Genomic DNA, 23127 nt, shown 5'->3' on the forward strand with positions numbered 1-23127 from the left:
GCGGTTGCTCCGACGGGGATGGTTCGGGCGGGAAGGATATAATGTCTTCACTTATCGATGGCGAAGCCCTGCTGAAAAAGCTGGGAAATCGGTTCTCTGGTCTGCGCGGACGGCTGACGCCCAATATGGGCATGGAAAAAGTCACATGGTTCCGCGCCGGCGGCCCCGCTGAAGTCATGTTCCAGCCGGCGGATGAAGAAGATCTGTCGGCGTTCCTCAAAGCCGTCCCGCAAGAATATCCGATACTGACAGTCGGCATCGGTTCCAATCTTCTGGTCCGCGATGGTGGCATTCGGGGCTTCGTCGTGCGCCTGTCGGCCAAAGGTTTCGGCGAAGTCGAGCACGTTGGCGATACACAATTGCGGGCCGGAACGGCTACACCCGACAAACGTGTGGCGGCCGCGGCGCTGGAAGCGGGCATTGCCGGTTTCCATTTCTATCATGGCATTCCTGGTGGCATTGGCGGTGCCTTGCGTATGAATGCCGGCGCCAATGGGGTCGAGACCTGTGAGCGGGTGGTTGAAGTGCGCGCGATCGATCGCAAGGGCGAGGTTCGAATTCTTTCCAATGCCGACATGGGCTACGCCTATCGCCATTCGGGAGCGGCCAACGACCTGATCTTCACCTCGGCTCTGTTCGAGGGCGTGCCGGGTGATCGCGGCGAAATCCAGACGGCGATGGATGCCGTGCAGCAGCACCGTGAAACAGTGCAACCCATACGGGAAAAGACCGGCGGTTCCACTTTCAAGAACCCGGAAGGCTCATCGGCTTGGAAAGAGATCGACAAAGCTGGCGGGCGCGGTCTGATGATCGGTGGCGCTCAGATGTCACCGATGCACTGCAATTTCATGATCAACACCGGCACGGCCTCAGGGCATGATCTTGAGACGCTTGGCGAGACGATCCGCTCGCGGGTCGTGCAGAATTCCGGTATCCGCCTGCATTGGGAAATCAAGCGCCTCGGGCTTTTCCGCCCCGGTCAGGAAGTGCACGAGTTCATGGGCCAATTGCTTTAGACTGGATCCGGCGATTTTATTATTTTCATCTCGCAATATTTAGTTTTAAGTGGTACTGAAATATGGTACTAAATTTATGAAGCGAAAGCACCATGCTACCTTGTCCCAGATATTCAGCCGTCCGACGAGTGGTTCGGTTCGCTGGGCGGATATCGAGGCGTTGTTTGTTGGTCTTGGTGCTGAGATCAGTGAAAGAGAAGGTTCGCGTATCGGCGTTTTTCTGTTCGGCGAAATCAGGGTGTTTCATCGCCCACATCCTTCGCCGGATACTGACAAGGGCGCAATCGCAAGCATCAGAAAATGGCTGGAAAGCCACGGAGTGAAACCATGAAGAATGTCATCGACATTGATGGGCACAAAGCAATCGTATCGCTTGATCCTGAGATTGGTATGATCCGGGGAGAGTTTCTCGGGCTATCCGGTGGCGCGGATTTTTATGTGAAAAGTGTTGATGATTTGATTATTGAGGGCCGCAAATCTCTTAAGGTTTTTCTTGAGATGTGCGCGGAAAGAGACATTCCTCCATTTCGCGAATTTTCCGGACGTTTCAATGTACGACTTGATGCGCAAATTCACGAAGCAGCAGTCCTAGCGGCAGCGGCAGAAAACAAGAGTCTGAATGAATGGGTGGCTGAAGCAATCGAGGCAGCTGCTCGCGCCGAATAATTCCCCTCCTGACACATTTTTTTACCTGAATTTCCATTGTTGAATCATTGGGGACTTGTCAGCGAATCAACTCTCTGATTCTTTAGGGACAAGCGTTAACTGATTTGAGTCGGCTGGTTTTTACCAGTCTCGGGTATCTGCGGTCCTGGCCGCCGGATGTGTGGAGACTCATGTCTGTTTTCGGCTTCGATGGGGAAGTGTACGAGGGGTTGCCTTCATGGCGAAAAAGCATGTTGCGGTGCTGATGGGTGGCTTTTCATCGGAGCGTCCGGTGTCGCTGTCTTCCGGCAACTCTTGCGCCGATGCTTTGGAAGCGGAAGGCTATGCGGTGACCCGCGTCGACGTCACCCGCGATATTGCCAGCGTCCTCAATGAACTTAAACCCGACGTGGCCTTCAACGCCTTGCATGGTCCGTTCGGCGAAGACGGCACCATCCAGGGCATTCTCGAATATCTCGAAATTCCCTATACGCATTCCGGTGTGCTTGCGTCGGCTCTCGCCATGAACAAGGAGCAGGCGAAAATCGTCGCTAAGGCTGCTGGCATTCCTGTGGCTGAAGCCAAAGTCATGAACCGCCTGGACTTTACCTCGAAGCACCCGATGAAGCCGCCTTACGTTGTAAAGCCGGTAAGCGAGGGTTCCAGCTTTGGCGTTGTCATCGTCAAGGAGGATCAATCGCATCCACCGCAGATCATCACCTCTGCAGAGTGGAAATTCGGCGGCACCGTCATGGTCGAGCGCTACATCCACGGGCGTGAATTGACCTGTGCCGTGATGGGTGATGTGGCCATTGGCGTGTGCGAAATCATCCCGGTCGGGCATCAGTTCTATGATTATGATTCAAAATATGTTGCAGGCGGATCAAATCATGTTGTTCCCGCTAAAATTTCACTAAAAATTTACCAAAAAATACAAACACTGACACTCAAGGCGCATCAGGCAATTGGATGTAAAGGGATTAGCCGGTCGGACTTCCGTTATGACGACCGTTTTTCCGAGGATGGCGAGCTTATCTGGCTGGAAGTCAACACCCAGCCAGGCATGACTCCCACCTCTCTCGTGCCTGATATCGCCAAAGCTGCGGGGCATACCTTCGGTGAATTGTTGAGTTGGATGGTGGAGGACGCATCGTGTTTGCGTTGAAGGGCAAAAATGCGCACCCGCGTGGTGCAAAGCCGGTGTCTTCGGGCAGGTCGGCTGCTTTTGGCCGCTTTCGCATTGTCCTGCCGAAGTTCCTGCGCAAGCCTGTGCGCGTCGTCTCTCGCATGGTGGAGGGCGAAGTTTCCATTCCGAACCATGTGGGAACAATCGGTGCCATCGCTTTCTTGGCTTTGACCGGTGCCTATGGCGCGATCCTTGGCGGTCATGCGCCCGAAGTCGTCAAAGTCACGACCTCCACCTTCGGCTTTGCTATTGAAGACGTGAAGGTTGTTGGGAACATGGAGACCTCGGAAATTGATGTTCTTGGCGCGCTTGGTCTCGATGGTGAGACATCGCTGGTCGGTTTGAGCGCTGCGGATGCGCAGAAGGCCGTAGCGGGGTTGCCTTGGGTCGAATCCGTCGACGTGTTCAAGGTCTATCCGAACACGATCCAGATTTCGATCCATGAGCGCACCGCCATGGCGGTCTGGCAGAATGGCGACCAGCTTTCGGTGATCGATGCCGATGGCCGCGTAATCGTACCGTTCAACGGTGGCCGCAGCGCTTCATTGCCGCTGGTGATCGGTGCAGGCGCCGACAAGCAGGCGAAGCTGCTGCTGACACAAATGGCGGCTTTTCCGCAGATCGCTGGCGAGGTCAAGGCGTATCAGCGGGTGGGAGATCGCCGCTGGGATCTGCTGCTGAAAAACGGCGTAAGTCTGATGCTGCCGGAATATCGCATCGATGAAGCTTTGGCTGACATCGCCAATATGGACAGCAAGGCCGGGCTTCTGTCCCGCGATATCGCGTCCGTTGATATGCGTCTGACAGACCGCGTGGTTGTGAGGCTGACACCAGAAGCAATGGTACAGCGTGTTGAGTATTTGAAGGCCCGTGACAAGGCGCCCAAGCGTTCGGAGAAGCGTGCATGAGTATTCTGAACGGAAAAGGCACGTCGACTGGAGCGCCCTCCGCCAAGCGGACGCGCTCATTGACAGTTCTGGACATCGGTTCGAGCAAGGTTTGCTGCATCATCGCGCGTCTGCGTCCGCGTGAGGAAAGCGCACATCTGCCCGGCCGTACGCATCGCATTGAGGTTCTGGGGATTGGTCACCAGAAATCGCGCGGCATCAAGTCCGGCGTCATTGTCAATCTGGACGCCGCCGAGCAGGCAATCCGTCTCGCAGTCGATGCTGCCGAGCGCATGGCAGGCCTCACAGTCGACTCGATGATCGTCAATATTTCGTCCGGCCGTCTGAAGAGCGAGAGCTTTTCCGCCAGCATCAACCTTGGCGGTCATGAGGTCGATCAATCCGATATCCGCCGCGTGCTCGCGGCGGGTGCCAAGCAGGCGCTGGCCACCGAACGTCATCTCGTGCATTCGCTCCCGATCGCCTATGGTCTTGATGGTGAACGGGGTATTCGCGATCCGCTTGGCATGATTGGCGATACGCTCGGCGTCGAAATGCACGTGTTGACGGCCGATGCAGCGCCTTTGCGCAATCTCGAGCTTTGCGTCAATCGCTGCCATCTGTCGGTCGAGGCGATGATTGCAACGCCCTATGCCAGCGGTCTCTCGGCGCTTGTCGATGACGAAGCTGAAATGGGAGCAGCCTGTATCGACATGGGTGGTGGCACGACGACGATTTCCGTCTTCTCCGAAGGCAAGTTCATTCACGCCGACGCCATCGCCATTGGCGGCAATCACGTGACCATGGATGTTGCACGCGGCCTTTCGGCCCATATGGACGATGCGGAGCGGCTGAAAGTCATGCATGGTTCAGCGCTCCCCAGCGCATCCGATGACCGGGATATGATCAGCGTATCGCCGCTCGGCAATGACGCACGGGATGTTCCCAACCAGTATCCGCGTGCTGTGCTGACCCGCATCATCCGTGCCCGCGTCGAGGAGACGCTGGAACTGGCGCGTGACCGCCTCAACCAGTCCGGCTACGGCCAGATTGTCGGCAAGCGTGTCGTCCTCACTGGCGGTGCCAGTCAGTTGGCGGGATTGCCGGAAGCGGCGCGCCGCATCCTGGCTCGCAATGTGCGTATTGGCCGTCCTCTCGGTGTCACGGGGCTTCCCGAAGCCGCCAAGGGTCCGGCTTTCTCTGCAGCGGTTGGTCTTCTGATTTATCCGCAAGTGGCAGGAATTGAAGAGCGTTCTGTAAAGGCTGGTTCATCTTCGCTGATGACAGGCACAGGTGGGCGTTTTCAGCGTATCGGCCAATGGCTGAAAGAGAGTTTTTGACTACTGCGCCACGCGTCCTCCGGGACGCGTAAAGGACGCAGTAGCACTTTAAATGGCGCATGAACCTTTCCAAAAATCGAAAATGATTTTTGGGGTCATGCGCAATCGGGGAAACCCAAAAAAACACCGCAGCGGCGAGGCGGTAGAGACGAAAAGGAACGAAACAAATGAGTATCAATCTGCAAAAGCCGGACATTACCGAGCTTAAGCCCCGGATCACCGTATTTGGTGTTGGCGGTGGTGGTGGCAACGCGGTCAATAACATGATCAATGCCGGTTTGCGCGGTGTTGAATTTGTTGTGGCCAATACTGACGCACAGGCGCTGTCGCAGTCGAAGGCTGAACGTCTGGTTCAGCTCGGTGCTGCAGTGACCGAGGGTCTTGGCGCAGGCTCGCAGCCGGAAGTTGGCCGCGCTGCTGCCGAAGAATGCATCGACGAGATCAATGATCACCTGCAAGGGACGCATATGTGCTTCGTCACCGCCGGTATGGGTGGCGGCACAGGTACCGGCGCTGCTCCTGTCGTTGCTCGGGCGGCCCGCGAAAAGGGCATTTTGACCGTTGGCGTCGTGACCAAGCCTTTCCATTTCGAGGGCCAGCGCCGCATGCGCACAGCCGATATGGGTATCGCCGACCTGCAGAAGAACGTCGATACCCTCATCGTCATTCCGAACCAGAACCTCTTCCGCATTGCCAATGACAAGACGACCTTCGCCGATGCATTCGCGATGGCCGATCAGGTTCTCTACTCAGGTGTTGCCTGCATCACCGATCTGATGGTCAAGGAAGGCCTGATCAATCTCGACTTCGCCGACGTTCGTTCGGTCATGCGCGAGATGGGCAAGGCGATGATGGGCACCGGCGAAGCGTCCGGCGATGGCCGTGCGATGGCTGCCGCCGAAGCTGCAATTGCCAATCCTCTACTTGATGAAACCTCCATGCGTGGCGCCAAGGGTCTGCTGATTTCGATCACCGGTGGCCGTGACATGACGCTGTTTGAAGTCGATGAGGCTGCAACACGTATCCGCGAAGAAGTTGACCAGGATGCCAATATCATCCTCGGCGCAACCTTCGACGAAAGCCTCGAAGGCATCATCCGCGTTTCTGTCGTGGCGACTGGCATCGATAAGCAGATTGGAGAGTCGGCGCCCGCGCCGATCGAATTTCGCCAGCCTCTGAAGCCCATTGCCAAGCCCGCACATCAGGCCGCCGCAAGAGTTGAGACAGGTGCCCGTCCGGTTGTTCAGCAGCCGGCCGCTCGCTTGGCAGATCCGGTAGCCGATGCGATCCGCGCTGCCGAGCAGGATATGGTACAGCGTGCGCCACAGCCGGTTGAGCAGGAATTCCGCCCGCAGAGCCGCATTTTCCAGGCTCCTGCACCAGAAGTCTTCGATGCCCCGCTCGCCGCGCCTCAGGCTCCGGTGCATCAGCCTGCACCGCAACCACAGATGCAGGCTGCACCTGCACCGCAGGCGGTCGCTCCACGCATGCCGAATGTCGCAGATTTCCCACCAGTCGTTCAGGCGGAACTCAATGCCCGTGATATGGGTGCGCGTGACAACAGCCGCGAGCCTTCCTATGAAAGCCAGGAAGACCGTGGGCCGATGGGTCTTCTGAAGCGCCTGACCGCTGGTCTGACACGCCGCGAAGACGAGACAGCCCGGCTCGAACCAGCGCAGCCGCGGGAACCCGCCATGCGCCCGGCCGAACCGCGCCGTCCGCTTTCGCAGGATGCGTCGATCTATGCGCCGCGCCGTGGACAGCTCGATGAGCAGGGCCGGGTACAACCGCAAGCACGGCAGGCTTCTGAAGACGATCAGCTTGAAATCCCGGCGTTCCTTCGCCGCCAGGCCAACTGATCTGATCACGGATTGTTAACGGATATGAATTCCGCCATTGCCTCAATGGCGGAATTTTTCTTGCAAGCCATTGAAAGGCCAAAGAAACGACTTAGCTGGTGGCGTAGTGGTTTCGTTACAAACGTCGCAAAACCGTGATTTTGCTTCAGGGGATGCCGACTGTATCTTGCGCCGCAAAACAACGATGAGCGATGCTGATTCCACAACGTGCAGCGCCGCAAGTTAAATGTCGAAACCGGATAGATTATCCGTGGCGGTACATGGGCACGAGGTTTTAATTGCGCGATTACCAGACAACGATTGCCGAGCGGATATCGCTTTCAGGAGCGGGGGTGCATAGCGGTGCACCGGTGACGATATCATTCACGCCGGCCGACCCTGATACGGGCATCGTTTTCCACAGGTTCGACGGAAGTGGTACGAGCCACGAGATCAAGGCGCTTGTCTCCGAGGTCGGGACGACTGATCTGTCGACCACTCTAGCCAACAGGGCAGGGGTGACGATCAGCACAGTCGAGCATGTAATGGCAGCCATTGCCGGTTCCGGCATCGACAATATGATCATCGAGATCGACGGCCCGGAAGTGCCGATCCTCGACGGAACATCATCCGTGTTCCTTGATGCATTCGAGCAGGCCGGTTTTGTACGGCAGGCGGCAAAACGCCGTTTCATCCGCATTCTCAAGACTTCACGCATCGAGGCCGGCGCGTCTTGGGCGGAATTCCGCCCCTATGACGGTACCCGCTATGAGATCGAAATCGATTTCGAGACGCCGGTCATCGGCCGTCAGAAATTCGCAAGCGATATGGATGAGGCGATCTTCCGCAAGGAAATTTCGCGGGCGCGCACATTCGGTTTCATGCGCGACGTGGAAAAGCTCTGGGCCGCAGGTCTTGCGCTCGGGTCATCGCTCGATAACTCGCTGGTCATCGGTGATGATAATTCCGTCATCAACCCGGGCGGCCTGCGCTACAAGGATGAGTTCGTCCGTCACAAGGCACTCGACGCAATCGGCGATCTGGCTCTGGCTGGTGCGCCATTCATCGGCTGTTTCCGCTCCTATCGCGGCGGGCACCGGCTGAATGCAGCCGCCTTGCGCGCACTGCTCTCAGATCAAACGGCGTTCGAGATTGTCGAAATGGCAGGCAAGCGCGGTCAGTCTCGCGGCGCCTCGCTCGTTGCCGTGAACGCTCCCGTCTTCGCGCCCTGGGCGATCTAACCTCTACCGGTACGCCGGTATCGCATTGTGCACCGCTTGCAGCATGATCGATGCAAGCCGCGCCGTTGCCGGCTCTGATTGTGCTTCCGAGCGATGAAGAACAAGCCCGAGAGAAGGTAGCGGCGGCAATCCGCTGTCGGTAGGCGCCAAGGGTTGTACGCTTGCAGGTAGCCCGATCGGGGTGCGAATAGTTACGCCAAGGCCCGCGACGGTTGCAGCCCACAGTCCGGCAAGACTTGGACTAATAAAGGACAGCCGCCACGGAATGCCGGCGCGGTCGAGCGCGTTTGTGGCCGCAGTGCGCAAGAGGCATGGTGCTTCCAACGACGCCAACGGCAATGGTTCGTCCGCCGATGCTTGCCGGTTCCGCGTCTCCCCAGCCGGGCCAACCCAGCACATCGGCACGTCCATGACCCGCTCATAGTGAGGCGTCGTCACAGATCCGTCGCTCCACGCCAATGCCAGGTCGAGACGGCCGGAGGTTACGCGATCGATCAATTCCGCATTGCGTGCCACCCGCGCCTCGATCCGTACCTTTGGATGAGCCCGGGCGAACTGTCCGAGGACCTCCGGAAGAATGGTCTCGCCGAAATCTTCCTGCAGTCCGAGCCGCACCCAGCCTTCAAGCTCGGTGCCGTGGATCGCCGTGGCAGCTTCGTCGTTTAGATCGAGCAACCTGCGTGCATATGCCAGCATCGTCTCACCAGCTTCGGTGAGGGCCAGCCCGCGTCCTGCTTTGACGAAGATCGGCGTTTCCGCCTGCTGTTCCAGCTTTTTCAATTGCGCGCTGACCGCCGAGGTGGAACGGCCCAGCCGGTTCGCTGCCTTGGCAAAACTGCCAAGTTCCATGCCGGTGGAAAAAGTGCGCAACACATCTAGATCGAAGGTTATCCGTCGCATTTTAATTATCCATATTTTTGGAATGATTGATCCATAATTTTCTGATTTTCAGGATGATCATGCCGTTCTATAAAAACGCCGTCAAGTCATTGAACCTCGGTATGCATTCAGTTCGAAACGATTTTATGTGAAATTATTCAATTCAATATAAGCACCACTTTCCCAACTAACACATTGAAAGTTAAGTGGATGTATCAGTCAATTTTTCCATTCAAGCGTTAAAAAGTGAACATTGGTTATTCGCTAATTTGTCGACATAGCGTGCTCGATAAAGCGCACTTGGAAGAGGTTGGCCATAACTGAATCAATTTCTTGGGGAAATATAACAGCGGAAATCTCTGTGCTTCGAATAGATTGCTCTTATCGCGGAGATCCAGGCGGCGTAACGGCATCGTATATGCGTATCTTTCCGGCATACCAAAAATCCGCTCGCGATATTTTCTCTTTTCGGACTGGATTTCGCGCCGGTCTGGTCCATCCCATCTTCTGCGGTTTTTAGAAGAACGTTCGGGTTGGAAGGGATGATTGTTTCCAACAATCGACCCGAAAGAGATGCTGTCGAATGCAAGGAAGAACATTATGAGAAGTTGCCAAAAACGCTTGCGGTAACTTCCTGCCTGTTGCTGTCGGCGACGAAGCCCTCCACCCAATTTTTCCATTTATCGACGGCGGCGTATTTCCGGAATTAGGTAGCAACCGCCACCAAAGTCGGCTTTTGACCCCGAGGCAGCTATTTGCTGTGCGTTCCTTTACAATGGAAGGACGTCCTTGCCTATGCTGCGGCAATTGGTGAAGGACACCGACGGGGGCCTTACGCTCTATGTCCAGAACGAATCTCCCGGCAAGGACAGGGAGCCGACGCCCAAGGGCATTCATCACTTTCATGCGTCTCTCTAGCGGAAAGACGAAGCGCTGGAAGGCAAACTCCGTCAAAGGAAAGGCTGCCTTGCAGCTCTCACGAGAACTCGGCGTGCAATACAAGACGGCCTGGGTGCTCTCCCTGAAGATCAAGGAAGCCCTCGGGTAGCGAACGCAACGCACGCGTGTTAGAATCTGCTTCTTGCAATCGATTAACTGATCGGTCAGGTCAACAATGCTAGGATCGCGCGAATGGCGCACAACGAACAAATTACCCTGACAATCCACGGCCTCGATCAGAACAAGCGAGACGTTGATGGGGAGGTCTTTGCCAAAAAACTCACCGCTTTGATGGCTGGCTTGGCTGCGGCTGACATCGCCACGAATGGCAAACGTAAGCACAAATTTTTCATTACAGAATTGAAAAAGAACACCGCTACAGCGAGTTTTCGCGAACAAGTAACTGCTGATGGTCAAACGCAATCCGGCATTGTGTATTTTCGTGATGGTTTGAGAGCAATTAGAGAAGGTGCTCCCGAAGCGAAAATACTACCTAAAAAAGTTGTGGAACTATTGCGCGGCTAAACGATGGCATTGGCACAAGCTTCAAGTTTGGGGAAATAAAAATTGGAGCAGGAGATGTTATTCTCATAGACGCGTTCTTGGCGCAAAGAGCCCAGACCGTTCTTGAAGAAATTGAACGAGAAGAGAAAGACCAGCAAACATATTTTACCGGAACAGCGCACACAACTTTTGATGGCGTTTTGAAAGCCGTTGACTTGCGTGGTGGACACCAGAAGGCTGTCCTAGTTCTTACCGCAGGAGCGTTAGAGATAGAGTGTGATGTAGGGCGGTTGGCTGTAGATCAGCTTAGAACTGCTTTTGATCGACGTGGCCTATTTCAAGGCTTGGCACATTACAAAGCAGAATTTCCGTTACCGACCAAGTTTGAGATATTCCACTTCGACGAAATAACGGCCGGAGAACGCCTTAGCCGCTGGGTGGGGACTTTCAATATAACGAGTGCGGATTTGGATGATGATTGGGGTAATAATTGAGTCCTCCAAGCAATCTGTATTGGGATACGTGTGTGTTCATTGCATTTCTCAACGGAGAGCGAGAAGCCTACGGACGAACCATAGACGATATCGGTCAATATCTCGACGAAGCTAAAGCCGGCTGCGGTGGGTTCAACCGGTCAACGCAACATGATTGATTTCATGAAGCATCCGGAGGCTCACGATGGCGAGAACAGGTCGACCAGGTTTAACGCAACAACAGAAGAAAGAGCTTTGGCAACGCTGGAAAGATGGCCAGTCTCTCAGTGATATCGGGCGTGCGCTCGGCAAACATGCAGGCTCTGTTCACGGCGTCTTGTCCGCGACAGGTGGAATTCAGCCGACGGATCGTAAACGATCCTCGCGGTCACTTCGTTTATATGAACGCGAAGAGATTTCCAGGGGGCTGGCTGCGGGCATGTCCGTTCGCAGCATAGCTGCAGGGTTACGACGGTCAGCATCCACGGTAAGCCGTGAGATCAACCGTAATGACGGACGAAGGCACTATCGAGCGGTAAGAGCTGACGAACGCGCCTGGCAACGGGCTTGCCGTCCCAAACCCTGCCTGCTGACCCGGAACCAGGCATTGTGTGCTATCGTGGCCGGGAAACTGGCGTGCCAGTGGTCCCCTGAACAGATCGCTGGATGGCTAAAAGTAAAATTCTCCCACTGCGACGAGACGATGCTCGTGTCTCATGAGACGATCTATAAAAGCCTTTTCATTCAGGCTCGCGGTGTCCTGAAGAAAGAACTGCTCGCGCACTTGCGAACGAACCGCATGATGCGACGTAGCAGGAAATCGACGACACAAGGTCAGCCACGCGGTCAGATTATTGACGCCGTTTCGATCCGGGAGCGACCTGCTGACGTTGAAGATCGTGCAGTTCCTGGCCACTGGGAGGGAGACCTTCTTTCTGGAAGTGCCAACAGCCATATTGCGACTCTCGTCGAGCGGAAATCCCGGTACATTGTTCTTGTGCATGTGGCTGGAAAGGACACCGACAGCGTCGTCGGCGCTTTGACCAGAGAGGCGTTAAAGCTTCCCGAGAACTTGATGATGAGTCTGACTTGGGATCGTGGTAGCGAATTGGCGCAGCACAAGCGATTTAGCCTGGCAACGAATGTGAAGGTCTACTTCTGCGACCCTCAAAGTCCGTGGCAGCGCGGCACCAACGAGAATACAAACAGATTGCTGCGACAATATTTTCCGAAGGGGACCAGCTTGTTAGGTTATAGCCAGGCTGATCTGGACGCGGTCGCGATGCGACTGAATACTCGACCTCGCAAGACACTTGGCTTTCGATCGCCCGCTGATAAACTCGCCGAAGATGTTGCGTTGACCGGTTGAACCCACCGCGGCCTTTTTTAGGATATCGCGCTCCGCCTTCAGCTTCGCGACCTCACGACGTAGCCGCTCGATCTCAAGCTGTTCCGGCTTCATCTGTCCATGCCCTGGAAAGGACTGGACCGGATCGGAGCCGTGCTCCCTGATCCATTTGCGCAGCATATTCTCGTGAACTTCAAGGTCGCGGGCAGCCTGCGCAACAGCCACGCCACGCTCCTTCACCAACTTCACCGCTTCAAGCTTGTATTCGCGGCTGAACTTCCGTCTTTGCATTCATACTCTCCGGTTTCATGCAGAACACCTTAACTCAGTGTCTATGAAACCGGCAGCAGGCCATTCTATCTCAACTATTCGAGAAAACAGCTAAGGCAACTTTTACCCAACGCTCTTACAGCGGGAATGAACCTCACGGACGTCTACAACTTCAATCGCACATCATTATCCATTCGAGAGATTTCAGACCGGCTCCTTATTCAACGGGAATACGTCCACGTAAATCGCGTATATTTCCAGTTAATTAAAGCCGGCGTTAAGCCCTTGCACGGTCATTATTTCCCGCGGTTAGAGGCCGAACAGCATTTCGGGCTCTCAACATCTATGTGAATCGGTTTTTTGATCAGAGAATCGATTTTCTGTCTCTTCGTGAATCAAATTTTTTTCAAATCGAGACTTTTCAGGTGATTAGCTGAATCGATTTGAACTGATTGCATACTCGGCGCTATAGAAAAAGGATAGTTCCATGCCCTTCATCCGCATTTCACTTCTCGAAGGAAAATCCCCTGAATACCTGAAAGCCGTTTCCGATAGCCTGCACAGAGCCATGGTCGAAGCCTTCAATGTTCCGGCTGATGACCGCTTTCAGGCTATTCATCAGCATCGTCCTGGCGAATTCATTTTCGACCGGAATTATTTTGGCGGACCGCGCTCGGACGATTTCATTGTGTTCACGATATCCATCGGCAGACCCCGTGATGCTGCAACGAAGCAAGCATTCTACAAACGCCTGGTCACGTTGCTTGGGGAGGCACCCGGCGTCAGACCGGAGGACGTCATGATAATCATAAGCACCTCAACCCGGGATGAATGGTCTTTCAGTAATGGTGAGGCCCAGTTGCTTGAAAACGCCTAGTTGAACAAATAAGCGAATCTTGGAGATTTCCGGCTCATTTTCGGCTCCGCCACAAAATTGGACGATTACATGGCAATAAGATTGCTGATTCTCGTCGCTTGTGGTTTATGACCGCCCAACCGACGGTAGATTGACTATGCCTAGAGTGTGAGCCGCAAACGTGATATCGGGTTTGCGATCATTGCTCTTAAATTATTATATGGGGCCGGAAACAGCATGGCGAATAGCAGAATGTCGATGAATACAGGCTTTGGGGCCAAGGCCAGGATGGCCTTTCTTCTCCTTCCAGTCGCCAGCGCTATCGCCATTTCCGGTTGTGCTTCGAAGGACGATGACATCGATCTCAATGCTTATGTCGACACGATTGAACCTGCAGATGTCCTTTACAATCAGGCTCTTGCTAATCTGAATTCCGGCCGTCTCGATGAGGCTGCCAAGAAATTCGATGCCGTCGATCGCCAGCATCCCTATTCGGAATTCGCCCGCAAATCGCTGGTGATGGGCGCTTTCGCCAATTACCGTGCCGGCAAATATGATGAGTCCATCGCGATGACCAAGCGCTACATTGCGCTTTATCCGACGCAGCCGGAAGCAGCCTACGCTTACTATATCACTGGCCTTTGCTACTACCGCCAGATCCCCGATGTGACACGCGAGCAAAGCATGACTCGCCGCTCGATTGCTGCGTTCAACGAGGTGGTCGAACGTTACCCCGACTCCGAATATGTCGAGGATTCCAAGCAAAAGATCCGTTTCGGCCGCGACCAGCTCGCCGGCAAGGAAATGCAGGTCGGCCGCTACTATCTTGAGCGCAAGGAATACCTGGCAGCGATCAAGCGCTTCCGTGGCGTTGTCGAGCAATATTCGAACACGCGTCAGGTTGAAGAAGCCTTGGCTCGCCTGACCGAAGCCTATTATGCTCTCGGCATAACCAACGAAGCGCAGGCAGCGGCGGCCGTTCTTGGCCAGAACTATCCGGATAGCGAGTGGTACAAGGATAGTTACAAACTGCTGCAGAGCGGTGGTCTTGAGCCGCGGCAGAATTCCGGCTCGTGGCTATCGAAGGCTGCAGAGGCTATCACTGGTGGTAAAGACGGCGTCTAACCCACAATAACCCATAACCTGAGCAACCATGCTTTCGCATCTGTCGATCCGCGATATAGTTCTGATTGAACGGCTCGACATCGAGTTTCGCGAAGGTCTGTCGGTGCTGACCGGCGAGACAGGTGCCGGTAAATCCATTTTGCTCGATGCTTTGTCGCTGGCGCTAGGGTCGCGGGGCGATGCTTCGCTCGTGCGTCATGGCGCTGAGCAGGGGCAAGTTACCGCCGTTTTCGATGTGATGGGCGGCCATCCAGCGCGTGCGCTGCTGCGCGAGAACGACATTGACGACGATGGCGATATCATCTTGCGCCGGGTGCAGAATGCCGATGGCCGCAGCCGCGTCTTCATCAACGATCAGGCGGCAAGTGTGACGCTGCTGAAAGAGCTTGGCGGCAGATTGGTGGAAATCCACGGCCAGCACGACGATCGCGCGCTTGTCGATATCGATATCCACCGTACCTTGCTCGATGCTTTTGGAGCGCTCGAAACCAAGGCGACGCTCGTCCGGACACTTCACAAGACCTGGCGGGATACGGAACACACTCTGGTCCGTCACCGTGCCAAGGTGGAAGCGGCGACGCGCGAGTCCGACTATCTCCGCTCCTTAGTCGAAGAACTTGCCAAGCTCGATCCGGAACCGCTGGAAGAAGAGACGCTGGCGATCAAACGCACGGATATGATGCGATCCGAAAAGATAGCGGGCGATGTCAACGATGCTAACGAGGTGTTATCAGGCAACGCCTCTCCCGTGCCGTCACTTGCCAGCCTCGTCCGCAGGCTGGAGCGCAAGGTGCCGGAGGCTCCGCAGTTGCTGGAGCCGGTCGTCAAGGCCATCGATGAGGCGCTGAATGCGCTGGCGGAAGCACAAAACGGCATCGAACAGGCGATCCGCGCCATCGATTTCGACCCGCGTGTGCTTGAACAAACCGAGGAACGGCTGTTCGCGTTGCGTGCCGCCGCGCGCAAGTATTCCGTTGCTGTCGATGACCTTCCCGCATTGCGCGACCGGATGGATGCAGACCTTGCCGATATCGACGCGGGGGCCGAGAGGCTGGCAGCGCTCGAAAAAGAGGCGTTGGCAGCGCGCGACGCCTATGATCTGGCGGCGCTGGCACTTTCAAACGACCGCCACGAGACCGCCGATCACTTGAAACAGGCGGTCATGGCGGAGCTGCCGGCTCTGAAACTCGAGCGGGCAGAATTCATTGTCGAAATGACCACGGATGCCCAGAATCGGACAGCCGATGGCATCGATACGGTCGAATATTGGGTGCGGACCAATCCAGGCACCCGCGCCGGGCCCATGATGAAGGTCGCGTCCGGCGGTGAGCTCTCGCGTTTCCTGCTGGCGTTGAAAGTGGCGCTTGCCGATCGCGGCTCGGCGCCGACCCTGGTGTTCGACGAGATCGACACAGGTGTCGGGGGTGCGGTAGCCGATGCCATCGGCCAACGCCTGCGCCGCTTGGCGGGTACTGTTCAGGTTCTCTCCGTCACCCACGCGCCGCAGGTTGCAGCACGGGCTCAGACACATTTCCTCATCGCCAAGGCAGCCGCCGGCAATGACCGCGTGGCGACATCCATTCGCGCGATGGAAATCAATGATCGGCAGGAAGAAATCGCCCGCATGCTCGCCGGCGCGAGTGTCACCGAAGAAGCGCGCGCCGCAGCGGTGCGGTTGCTTCGGGAAAACGCTGCCCTCGCACCTTAAGCGCCGAAGCCCCTGAGCGCGCGGTATTGACGGCATTCCAGTGGTTTCTCACTGGTCACTTATCCACACTCACTTTTGCGGCCGTATCATTGTCTCAACGCAACGGGACAAGACACGATGAACCCTCTCAATTCATTGGAATACCGCAAGGTCTTCAACAACTATCTGCGCCGGGGAACTCCCATTCGCTTGTCGCTAAAGGCGGAAGACCTGGGCCATCAGACCACGCATTATATCTGGCGCACGCGCGGAGATCCGCAGGTACGCCCCTCCCATATAGAAAATAACGGGAAGCTATTCGAATGGGACAATCCACCCGAAACCGGGCATCCGGGAGAAGATTATGGCTGCCGCTGTATAGCTGAGCCCTATGAACGCGGCGAAGGCGAATATGCCTATCAGACAATCACCAGCGACATCAATGACTGGCCGGATCAATGGTCGGACGTAGACTTGGTTTGGCACTATTATTTCGGTCATGGCCGAGGACTAACGTTGGCCGAAATAGGACATTTGGCCGGCGTAATCGACTATTTCTTCTATACATTAAATATCTATGATCGTATCAATGCACAAATTGCAGATGCGGCAAGAAAAGTCTCGTCGGGTGATTTTCATTGGAGCTTTACAAATTCCTATGACTTCGTGCGTTATCTTTATGTCTTTGGAGGTAGTGTAGTTAGTGGTGATTTTTCCGGAAATGTTCTTCATGAGAATGGAGTGATGATTATCGAAGGCGAGATATCATACCAATATTCAGATGAATTTACCGATCCTTTTGATATACGCGAAGTCGAACTCGGCTCATCCACCCTTAAACCCTCCTCTTCGCAGTGGACAGAGGCAGGAGGTACACATTTCCCGATCGTTGGTTCTTGGGTCACTAGCTTCAAAAGTGAAGTTAAGTTGAATGCAGCCGAGAGTATGTTTCAATAGCTAGACAGATTGGGACTTAGCCAAATATCCATGAAAAAATGGTAAAATATATACATTCCTAATACCCATGTCGGAATGCTCAGCACTAGCAGAACAGTGCTGATCCATTCACCGACTGATTCATCCGTTTCTCGAATTCGGCGACGGTGCCAGATGCGCCATAGTGATTCCAATCCTCCCACAAATCCAATGACCGGAATCCAACCCAGCAGCAGGAAAAAACCTGGGCGACCGCGAGGGACCAGACCTTTGCATTCGACATGCTCTTGAACGAAACCATCTCGAAAGTGTGATTGGCAGGAATTGTAAGCGTGCCATCCTAAGGTTTGATACCAGCCTATCGCAGTAACGAGTAGCACATACCCAAGGCCAATGGCCGCCACCAATCGCCCGGCACGCAACCAAGATTTCGCCTCAGGCCCGACACTGAAAACCAGCGCAGGCGGCAGGATGATAAAAAGCCAGAACCAATAATTCACCAAGATGCTGGAATCGCTTTCTCTTCCGCCAAAGGATGGATAACGTTGCACGGATGACAATGCGCAACAATTAGACGTTAGATATGGCAGATACTCCCGTAGAACACTTAAGCGAGGCGGATGCCGCCGAAGAGCTTGGCCGCCTTGCGGCCGAGATTGCCCAGCACGATTACCGCTACAATACGGAAGATGCGCCGATCATCTCGGATGCCGAGTACGATGCACTGCGGCGCCGCAATCTCGCAATCGAACAGCGTTTTCCGCATCTGAAGCGCGAAGACTCGCCGTCGAACAAAGTCGGTGCCGTCGCATCGGAAAAGTTCGGCAAGGTCACCCATTCAATTCCAATGCTGTCGCTGGATAATGCCTTTCATGACAGCGATGTCGAGGATTTCGTCGGCCGCATCCGCAGGTTTCTCAAGCTCGGTGCCGACGCGAAGATCGGCATCACGGCGGAACCCAAGATCGACGGCCTGTCGCTCTCCCTGCGCTATGAGCTTGGCAGGCTGGTGACAGCGGCAACCCGCGGCGACGGCACCACTGGCGAAAACGTCACGCTCAATGCCCGGACAGTTGCCAGTATCCCAAATGTGCTGAGCGGCAAACCGCCCGAGGTGCTGGAGGTGCGCGGCGAGGTCTATATGAGCCATGCGGATTTCGCTGCGCTGAACGAGCGGCAGGCCAAGGATGGCAAGCAGATTTTTGCCAATCCGCGCAATGCAGCGGCGGGTTCCCTGCGCCAGCTCGATCCTACAATCACTGCTTCACGGCCGCTGCAATTCTTTGCCTATGCCTGGGGGGAGGTCAGCGACATGCCCGCCAAGACGCAAATGGGCATGGTCGAAGCGTTCAAATCCTATGGCTTTCGCGTCAACCCTCTGATGCAGCGGTTCGAGACGGTCGAAGCTCTGGTGAAGCACTATCACCAGATTGAGGAACAGCGGGCATTGCTGGGCTACGATATCGATGGCGTGGTCTATAAGGTAGATGATCTGGCGCTGCAGCAGCGTCTCGGCTTTGTCTCGCGCAGTCCGCGCTGGGCGATCGCGCATAAATTTCCGGCTGAGCGGGCGATGACGATCCTCAAGGGCATCGACATTCAGGTTGGCCGCACCGGCGCGCTGACCCCGGTTGCCCGGCTTGAGCCTGTCACAGTCGGCGGTGTGGTCGTCACCAATGTGACGCTGCATAATGAGGACTATATCAAGGGTATCGGCCAGAATGGCCAGCCGATCCGCGAAGGACGCGATCTGCGCGTCGGCGATACGGTGGTGATGCAGCGTGCGGGCGATGTCATCCCGCAGATCGTCGATATCGTTGCTGACAAGCCGCGCGGACCCTCGCCCTATGTCTTCCCGAACACATGCCCTGCCTGCGGTTCGCACGCGGTGCGCGAGGAAGGCGAGGCAGTGCGTCGCTGCACCGGTGGGTTGATCTGCCCGGCGCAAGCTGTCGAGCGCATCCGGCATTTCGTCTCGCGCAATGCCTTTGATATCGAGGGGCTCGGCGAGAAACAGGTGGAGTTCTTCTTCAAATCGGACGACCCCGCGCTGCATATTGGCACGCCCGCCGACATTTTCACTTTGAAGAAGCGTCAGGCCGGTTCGCTGACGAAGCTTGAAAATATCGATGGTTTCGGTGCGACGTCGGTCAAGAAACTTTATGACGCCATCGACGACCGGCGCGAAGTCTCGCTCAGCCGTTTCATCTATGCGCTTGGTATTCGTCATGTCGGCGAGGTCAATGCCAAGCGGCTGGCAAAGGCCTACCGTTCCTATGATGCGCTCGCTAATGCAGCGATGGCGGCCGTGCCACCCAAGGATAAAGCCGACAAGGGTAACGACGCGTGGCGCGAGCTGAATGAAGTGGAGGGCATCGGCAGTATCGTTGCCGAGGCGCTGGTCGATTTCTATGCCGAGGAGCACAATCGCCAGGCGCTTGACGCACTTCTTGCCGAAGTGACACCGCTCGACGAGGAAGTGAAAACTGTCAGTGACTCGCCGGTGGTCGGCAAGACCATTGTCTTCACGGGCTCGCTGGAAAGAATGTCGCGCGACGAAGCCAAGGCCATGGCCGAACGCTATGGCGCCAAGACGGCAGGTTCCGTTTCGAAGAAAACCGATCTCGTGGTTGCAGGACCCGGCGCTGGATCGAAACTGACGCAGGCGCAGACTCTCGGCATTGAAGTGATCGATGAGGATTCCTGGTTTACACTGGTGGGCGCATGACCGAGGTTGTTTTCAAAGGCTTTGGCGACAAGGCACTGCCCTTTCTCAAGGCGCTCGATTTCCACCAGAACCGCGAATGGTTTCTGGAGAACAAGGATATTTTTGAAGCTCATCTTTACGAACCGCTGGGCGACCTGGTCGAAGATCTGTTGGCTCGTTTTGAGAAAGCTGGCCTGCCTTTCCGGGGCGACCGCAAGAAATCACAGTTTCGTATCAAGCGCGATGTGCGCTTTTCCAAGGACAAGAGCCCCTATAACCGGCATCTTTCGGCATTGCTTTCGCCCGATGGCAACAAATGGGCCGAGAGTGGCTGTTTCTATGTCTGCATTGGACATGAGGACTATCGCGGCTGCTATGCTGCCGTCGCCTGGTGGCAGCAGAAGCCGGAACTCCTGCTCGCCATGCGCAAGGCTATTGTGGAGAAGCCAGAGAACTACCGTGCCATGGTCAAGGCGCTCAAGAAGAACGGGCTGGAACTCAAGGATACCAATTGTTTGAAGCGGACGCCGCGCGGGTTTGAAACGGTAACTGATCCCGATTTGATCGAAGCTTTGCGCAACCGGAATTTCGTCGTCCGCCATCCGATCGATCCAGCTGATATCACCTCGCCAAAGCTTGCCGATGAACTCCTCGATTTTGCGGTGCGGGCCAAGCCGCTGATCGATTGGGGCAGGGCGATCGAGGGTACTGCAACCTCCTGATCCATTATGCTCGCGTGGGTGGAAAATCGCGTGAGCCAGATTGTGATAACGCGCATTTAATTAATGTTGACTTTTATAGTATACTTTTAGTAGTGAACAATTGTACAGCGTGAACACACGCTTTTCATTCGCTCAGCAAGCCACTGACCCACCACGATATTTTCGTGTGGCGTAAGCCAGCCAGGCATTCTCTTTTGGGTTTGGGGAACTGGGACATGGCTATGAAGACTCTGCTTGCGCGCCTTATGTGTGGCGGCGCCGGTACGTTGGTGGTGGTTGGGTTGAGCACGGGCGCATCCATTGCGCAAAATACAACGAACGCCGGCGATAATATCGAACTCGAAACGATCGTTGTAAAAGGCGCCAGACCGAAGGCGGCCGAGGGAGAAAAATCTCCGCTGACAACAACCACCGACCGGCAGGTTATCCAGGAGCGCATGGTCGAAAGTTTCGAGGATTTTGGCCGCCGCGTCGATGCCGGGGTCAATTTCAATACCCAGAACAATAGCATCAACCTGCGGGGCCTTGATCAAACCCGTGTTCTGACGACGATCGATGGGATACGCGTTCCATGGCTGACAGACCCCCGTAGCAATTCGGGCGGGCTGAACGCTGTGGATTTTGACGGACTTTCCGCGATCGACATCACAAAAGGCGCCGATTCCAGCCGCTACGGTTCAGGCGCATTGGGCGGCGTCGTGCAGCTGCAAACGCTTGATCCGGAAGATCTTTTGACTGACGGACGCAATTTCGGCGCTATAACCAAGGGTGTCTATGACAGTGCTGACCAGAGCTGGCGTACGAATGCCGCGGTCGCAGCGCGCGCCAATGACACGGAATTCCTGATCCAGGGAGGGTATCGGCAAGGCCACGAGATAGACAATCAGGGCGATGTTGGTGGTTACGGTGCAACGCGGACCGAAGCCAATCCAGTCGATTTCGACCAGGGGAACTTTCTCGCCAAAATCTACCAGAATTTCGATGGCGGCCATCGTTTTGGAATCACCGGCGAATATTTCAAGCGCGATGCCAATATCGACGACAAGATCGGTTCGACCGCGAGCTATATACCGGGCAGTCTTGAATCGGGCGACAATGTCGAGCGCAAGCGGATATCCGCGAGCTATGACTACATTTCCCCGGACAGGACCGGCTGGATTGATGAGGCGCATGCCATAGCCTATTGGCAGCAGCAGATCCTGACCAAAACCACTGATGGCGTGCGTGTGCCTGATGCTCGAGCGCGAATAATCCGCGGAGACCCATTCTTCTACGGTTACCCGTCGGGCATCTATCAGCGCGATAATGAGCTGAAGCAGGACAGCTACGGCTTCACAGGCAATGTTCTGAAAAGCACCGAGATCGGCAACCTCTCGCACACGTTCCGTGTTGGCGGAGAAATCTATCGGCAGGACCTCCACCAATATTCAGCAGGCGTCGACAATTGTCCGGATGTCGATTGGTCCATCATCCCGCAGCCGTTCGGTCCGCAATCATGCCGAATGCTGCACAGCAATTCATCCGATATGCCCGACGTCGAATCCCTGGCGGTTGGTTTTTATGCTGAGGACGATATCGATATCCTGAACGGCCGTGTAACACTCACACCCGGTGGGCGTTTTGACTGGTACGAGCACCGGCCGCAGTCGACTGCCGCTTACGAGGATGGTCCCAATTTCGACGGTACGTTGCCTTCCTCCAACAGCGATTCACGCTTCTCTCCCAAGCTTCGGGCAACGTGGCATGCTGCTCCCGACCTGGACTTCTACGCTCAGTGGGCACAGGGCTTCCGTGCTCCGACCGCTTTGGAACTCTTCCAGAACTACGGTGCGCCCGGCTCCTACGCCAGAATCGGCAATCCTGATCTGAAAGCCGAGACCAGCAACGGCTTTGAAATCGGTACCAAATTCGAGAACGAAACCTATGGTTTCGGCGGAAGCATCTTCAACAATTATTACCGCAACTTTATCGAGGAAGTAACGATCGCCCCTCCAGGCGGCGAATATCCGGTTGGTGGCATCACCGGCTACGCCAATCTTGATCGCGTGCAGATTTATGGTGCGGAATTGCGTGGCCATGTGAACTTCGCCGAACATTGGCGCACCTGGACCTCAGTGGCGTGGACAGTAGGCAAAGATACTGAAAATGACGAATATCTGAATTCGGTTCCACCGGTTCGTGCCATCGTCGGGTTGGGATACGCGGTCGAGGATTGGGGCAGTGACGTTTCGCTGACCATGGCCTCACGGCGTGACAAGGTCAGCGATGGCGGCTTTGTTGCTCCCGGCTATGCTGTCGTGGATACCACCTTCTGGTGGGAACCAAAATTCGCCAACGGAATGAAACTCCAGGCGGGTATCTTCAATGTCTTCGACACGAAATACTGGAATGCGCTCGATGTTCCGGATGGCATTTCTCCTGCGATCGCGGATCGTTATACGGAGGTTGGCCGCAGTTTCCGTGTTTCGTTGACGCAGAAGTTTTAAAGAAAACAGGCTCATCAATCCCGTCGGGCAAATCGCCCGATG

General features: G+C 55.5%; 24 protein-coding genes and 1 pseudogene. 20 read left to right on the forward strand and 5 right to left on the reverse strand.

The window, feature by feature from the left end:
- The first annotated feature begins 41 nt into the window (after nt 1-41).
- Complete coding sequence (gene murB / locus ACSQ3H_RS10755; RefSeq protein ID WP_436117050.1) at nt 42-1016, forward strand: UDP-N-acetylmuramate dehydrogenase; 975 nt, start codon at nt 42-44, stop codon at nt 1014-1016.
- A 25-nt stretch (nt 1017-1041) separates the two neighbouring features.
- On the opposite strand, the gene ACSQ3H_RS10760 is transcribed toward murB, so the two are convergent.
- The gene (locus ACSQ3H_RS10760; RefSeq protein ID WP_436119551.1) at nt 1042-1263 is read right to left on the reverse strand and encodes a hypothetical protein; all 222 of its coding nucleotides are present in this window, start codon (nt 1261-1263) and stop codon (nt 1042-1044) included.
- Between ACSQ3H_RS10760 and ACSQ3H_RS10765 the strand changes: the two genes are divergently transcribed.
- The 7 genes from ACSQ3H_RS10765 to lpxC all read left to right on the forward strand — a co-directional run bounded on the left by ACSQ3H_RS10765 (nt 1201) and on the right by lpxC (nt 8153).
- The gene (locus ACSQ3H_RS10765; protein ID WP_436119415.1) at nt 1201-1347 is read left to right on the forward strand and encodes a type II toxin-antitoxin system HicA family toxin; all 147 of its coding nucleotides are present in this window, start codon (nt 1201-1203) and stop codon (nt 1345-1347) included. The two genes, ACSQ3H_RS10760 and ACSQ3H_RS10765, sit on opposite strands and share 63 nt — an antisense overlap.
- On the forward strand, nt 1344-1682 hold the full coding sequence (locus tag ACSQ3H_RS10770; protein WP_436117051.1) for a type II toxin-antitoxin system HicB family antitoxin: 339 nt from the start codon (nt 1344-1346) through the stop codon (nt 1680-1682). The genes ACSQ3H_RS10765 and ACSQ3H_RS10770 overlap by 4 nt, the downstream gene beginning before the upstream one ends.
- 217 nt (nt 1683-1899) lie before the next feature.
- Nucleotides 1900-2826: a D-alanine--D-alanine ligase gene (locus ACSQ3H_RS10775; protein WP_436117052.1), complete on the forward strand. Its 927-nt coding sequence runs from the start codon at nt 1900-1902 to the stop codon at nt 2824-2826.
- Nucleotides 2814-3755: a cell division protein FtsQ/DivIB gene (locus tag ACSQ3H_RS10780; RefSeq protein ID WP_436117053.1), complete on the forward strand. Its 942-nt coding sequence runs from the start codon at nt 2814-2816 to the stop codon at nt 3753-3755. Before ACSQ3H_RS10775 ends, ACSQ3H_RS10780 begins: the two co-directional genes overlap by 13 nt.
- Complete coding sequence (gene ftsA / locus ACSQ3H_RS10785; RefSeq protein WP_436117054.1) at nt 3752-5074, forward strand: cell division protein FtsA; 1323 nt, start codon at nt 3752-3754, stop codon at nt 5072-5074. The genes ACSQ3H_RS10780 and ftsA overlap by 4 nt, the downstream gene beginning before the upstream one ends.
- Nucleotides 5075-5241: 167 nt before the next feature.
- Entirely contained in the window at nt 5242-6933 is a 1692-nt protein-coding gene (gene ftsZ / locus ACSQ3H_RS10790; RefSeq protein ID WP_436117055.1) for a cell division protein FtsZ, read from the forward strand.
- Between the two features lie 278 nt (nt 6934-7211).
- Nucleotides 7212-8153: a UDP-3-O-acyl-N-acetylglucosamine deacetylase gene (gene lpxC / locus ACSQ3H_RS10795; RefSeq protein WP_436117056.1), complete on the forward strand. Its 942-nt coding sequence runs from the start codon at nt 7212-7214 to the stop codon at nt 8151-8153.
- A 3-nt stretch (nt 8154-8156) separates the two neighbouring features.
- On the opposite strand, the gene ACSQ3H_RS10800 is transcribed toward lpxC, so the two are convergent.
- Both ACSQ3H_RS10800 and ACSQ3H_RS10805 read right to left on the reverse strand, forming a co-directional pair.
- Nucleotides 8157-9053 (reverse strand): LysR substrate-binding domain-containing protein, encoded by an 897-nt coding sequence (locus tag ACSQ3H_RS10800; protein WP_436117057.1) that lies wholly within the window; start codon nt 9051-9053, stop codon nt 8157-8159.
- A 236-nt stretch (nt 9054-9289) separates the two neighbouring features.
- Nucleotides 9290-9712 (reverse strand): hypothetical protein, encoded by a 423-nt coding sequence (locus ACSQ3H_RS10805; RefSeq protein WP_436117058.1) that lies wholly within the window; start codon nt 9710-9712, stop codon nt 9290-9292.
- Between the two features lie 115 nt (nt 9713-9827).
- Here ACSQ3H_RS10805 and ACSQ3H_RS10810 point away from each other — a divergent pair, with 115 nt between their 5' ends.
- The 5 genes from ACSQ3H_RS10810 to ACSQ3H_RS10830 all read left to right on the forward strand — a co-directional run bounded on the left by ACSQ3H_RS10810 (nt 9828) and on the right by ACSQ3H_RS10830 (nt 12317).
- On the forward strand, nt 9828-9950 hold the full coding sequence (locus tag ACSQ3H_RS10810; protein ID WP_436119552.1) for a hypothetical protein: 123 nt from the start codon (nt 9828-9830) through the stop codon (nt 9948-9950).
- Nucleotides 9937-10080: a hypothetical protein gene (locus ACSQ3H_RS10815; protein WP_436117059.1), complete on the forward strand. Its 144-nt coding sequence runs from the start codon at nt 9937-9939 to the stop codon at nt 10078-10080. Before ACSQ3H_RS10810 ends, ACSQ3H_RS10815 begins: the two co-directional genes overlap by 14 nt.
- An 83-nt stretch (nt 10081-10163) precedes the next feature.
- Nucleotides 10164-10496 carry a hypothetical protein gene (locus tag ACSQ3H_RS10820; protein ID WP_436117060.1) on the forward strand — a complete coding sequence of 111 codons (333 nt, stop codon included), beginning with the start codon at nt 10164-10166 and terminating at the stop codon, nt 10494-10496.
- Between the two features lie 77 nt (nt 10497-10573).
- A complete protein-coding gene (locus tag ACSQ3H_RS10825) occupies nt 10574-10969 on the forward strand; it encodes a hypothetical protein (protein WP_436117061.1) in 396 nt (131 codons plus the stop codon).
- 184 nt (nt 10970-11153) lie between these two features.
- On the forward strand, nt 11154-12317 hold the full coding sequence (locus ACSQ3H_RS10830) for an IS30 family transposase (RefSeq protein WP_436116132.1): 1164 nt from the start codon (nt 11154-11156) through the stop codon (nt 12315-12317).
- 12 nt (nt 12318-12329) lie between these two features.
- Here ACSQ3H_RS10830 and ACSQ3H_RS10835 read toward each other — a convergent pair.
- A pseudogene (locus tag ACSQ3H_RS10835) lies at nt 12330-12587 on the reverse strand (transposase); the annotation flags it as partial.
- A 466-nt stretch (nt 12588-13053) separates the two neighbouring features.
- Between ACSQ3H_RS10835 and ACSQ3H_RS10840 the strand changes: the two are divergent.
- From ACSQ3H_RS10840 to ACSQ3H_RS10855, 4 genes are all read left to right on the forward strand, one after another.
- Nucleotides 13054-13443 carry a tautomerase family protein gene (locus ACSQ3H_RS10840; protein ID WP_436117062.1) on the forward strand — a complete coding sequence of 130 codons (390 nt, stop codon included), beginning with the start codon at nt 13054-13056 and terminating at the stop codon, nt 13441-13443.
- Nucleotides 13444-13710: 267 nt separating this feature from the next.
- The gene (locus tag ACSQ3H_RS10845) at nt 13711-14547 is read left to right on the forward strand and encodes an outer membrane protein assembly factor BamD (RefSeq protein WP_436119416.1); all 837 of its coding nucleotides are present in this window, start codon (nt 13711-13713) and stop codon (nt 14545-14547) included.
- A gap of 28 nt (nt 14548-14575) precedes the next feature.
- The gene (gene recN, locus ACSQ3H_RS10850; RefSeq protein ID WP_436117063.1) at nt 14576-16255 is read left to right on the forward strand and encodes a DNA repair protein RecN; all 1680 of its coding nucleotides are present in this window, start codon (nt 14576-14578) and stop codon (nt 16253-16255) included.
- Between the two features lie 117 nt (nt 16256-16372).
- On the forward strand, nt 16373-17191 hold the full coding sequence (locus ACSQ3H_RS10855) for a phage minor head protein (protein ID WP_436117064.1): 819 nt from the start codon (nt 16373-16375) through the stop codon (nt 17189-17191).
- Here ACSQ3H_RS10855 and ACSQ3H_RS10860 read toward each other — a convergent pair.
- On the reverse strand, nt 17185-17721 hold the full coding sequence (locus ACSQ3H_RS10860; protein ID WP_436117065.1) for a hypothetical protein: 537 nt from the start codon (nt 17719-17721) through the stop codon (nt 17185-17187). The genes ACSQ3H_RS10855 and ACSQ3H_RS10860 overlap by 7 nt on opposite strands.
- 32 nt (nt 17722-17753) lie before the next feature.
- On the opposite strand from ACSQ3H_RS10860, the gene ligA reads away from it, so the two are divergent.
- The 3 genes from ligA (at nt 17754) to ACSQ3H_RS10875 (ending at nt 23085) form a co-directional block, all read left to right on the forward strand.
- Nucleotides 17754-19898, forward strand: coding sequence for an NAD-dependent DNA ligase LigA (ligA, locus tag ACSQ3H_RS10865; protein WP_436117066.1), 2145 nt, complete (start codon nt 17754-17756; stop codon nt 19896-19898).
- Nucleotides 19895-20599, forward strand: a complete 705-nt coding sequence (locus tag ACSQ3H_RS10870; RefSeq protein WP_436117067.1) for a DUF2461 domain-containing protein — start codon at nt 19895-19897, stop codon at nt 20597-20599. Before ligA ends, ACSQ3H_RS10870 begins: the two co-directional genes overlap by 4 nt.
- A 215-nt stretch (nt 20600-20814) precedes the next feature.
- Nucleotides 20815-23085: a TonB-dependent hemoglobin/transferrin/lactoferrin family receptor gene (locus ACSQ3H_RS10875; protein WP_436117068.1), complete on the forward strand. Its 2271-nt coding sequence runs from the start codon at nt 20815-20817 to the stop codon at nt 23083-23085.
- Nucleotides 23086-23127: the final 42 nt, after the last annotated feature.

This window comes from Phyllobacterium sp. LjRoot231 (genome assembly GCF_964253365.1).
Classification (GTDB): Bacteria; Pseudomonadota; Alphaproteobacteria; order Rhizobiales; family Rhizobiaceae; genus Phyllobacterium.